Origin of the sequence: Helicobacter didelphidarum (assembly GCF_003364195.1) — a bacterium.
In the GTDB taxonomy this organism is placed as follows: domain Bacteria; phylum Campylobacterota; class Campylobacteria; order Campylobacterales; family Helicobacteraceae; genus Helicobacter_A; species Helicobacter_A didelphidarum.
This window is the reverse complement of the sequence record NZ_NXLQ01000123.1, coordinates 1-1,516: the sequence shown is the minus strand read 5'-3', so window position 1 is coordinate 1,516 and position 1,516 is coordinate 1. Positions and strand designations below refer to the sequence as shown.

Annotated in this window: 2 protein-coding genes and 1 pseudogene; all 3 read right to left on the bottom strand. The window is 32.2% G+C overall.

Translation table 11 applies throughout. The annotated features are described in order from the left end of the window. Positions 1–503, bottom strand: a pseudogene (locus tag CQA53_RS11345) (hypothetical protein); the annotation flags it as partial. Beyond that, complete coding sequence (locus tag CQA53_RS11340) at positions 479–814, bottom strand: hypothetical protein (RefSeq protein ID WP_115544011.1); 336 nt, start codon at positions 812–814, stop codon at positions 479–481. The pseudogene CQA53_RS11345 and the gene CQA53_RS11340, both read right to left, overlap by 25 nt. Positions 815–826: 12 nt before the next feature. Further along, positions 827–1,516: hypothetical protein (locus tag CQA53_RS12770; RefSeq protein WP_407918857.1), on the bottom strand; the 690-nt coding region annotated here is incomplete at its 5' end.

The window sequence follows — 1,516 nt, the reverse complement described above, 5'->3', positions numbered from 1 at the left end:
TCATACGCCTCTATATATACTTTTTCTTTTGGTCTCTCATATTCACGCATAGCATTTGGTGGTAAGGTGATTATAGCACTTCTTATCCCACTTCTTGTAACAAGATAATTATATCTCCCCCGACCATCTAGGCTTTTATAATAAGCTTTTTCACTCTTCGTCCATGGGGCTACTTTGATACCTTTCATATTTCCCTTAAGATAGAGATTTTTCCAATTTAGCACATAGAGATTTGCATTTCTATATCCTCTAAACCCATGCATATCAGAATCTTTTTTAAATATCATAGGCTTATAATTGATATATGGCGAAGCATCCATTGCAGCTTTTGCATCAAGTATCATTTTAGATTTTATATCTATTGCTTTTGTAAGATTAGGATACTTTTCATTTGGATATTTACTATTTGGCATAATAAGATGTGTCTTTGCGTCAAATACTACTTCTAATCCATTTGGTGCTTGTATGTTGTATGTTTTCACTTCTCTATCAAATAAGAACATAATCTTTCCCCTAATGTGATGTCTCTATTTTGTTCTATTTCTTGTTTTACTTGTTCTTTTCCAGCACAATAATCACCAGTAAAGCTAGAAAAGCCACATATAGGAAATAGCCTAAAGGCTGCTTGTCTATTTATATCATCTTGTATGGTTTTAAGACTTTCCTTGCAATTCTTTTTCAACTGAGGATAATTTTGATACAATCCTATTGATATGCCGAGCAATAACCCTATTGCACATTGTATGAATAGCTGTTTCTTGCTTTTTGGTTTTTTTGCAAACAAATATTGTTTGATTTGTTGTATCTTATTCATTTGTTTATGCTCCTATCCCAAATGCAATCCATCGTTTTGTATAATCGTTGTCGCTATGCGTCCAAATATTTTTGGTGCATTGTTTGTTTCAGCCACTCCCTCATAGATTGCTAGGATATTATTCTTTGCGATATTTCTAAGGGATTCTACAAATTTCCTTGTATCTGTAGGCTTTGGTTTATTATCAAGTATATTTGCTAAATAATCAATACAAATATTATATGAATCTACAATAATATTTTTCTTTGAATCAAATGCTATGCTTTGTTTTTTGCATTGTTTTTCATTAAGATTATAAGATTGTATTATCTCATCAATATTAATATTGTCTTTTTTTAATCTTGCATTATGATTATCCAATCTATATTCAAGCTTGAGTGTGTTAGCGCTAATCTCTCTTGTAAGTATGGCTTGATAAAAATCCTTATCTTCTAATCCACCTCTTAGCTCATCTGGGATAATAAAAGCAAGAATCTGCTTTACTACACCATGTCTTGTCAATGCACTTTGATTAGCTATTTTGCCTGTGGCTGTGAGCTTTTGTAGTGCTGCGTATAATAATATATTTGGTGCGACTTCTAACCCACCTGTGTCTAGACTCCCACCGAATAATCCATAGGCAAAATTATACACAATCATTCTTGAGTGAATTGGTATAGGATAGGTAAGAAATGTGTCATTATCCATAAATAATGGTGCATT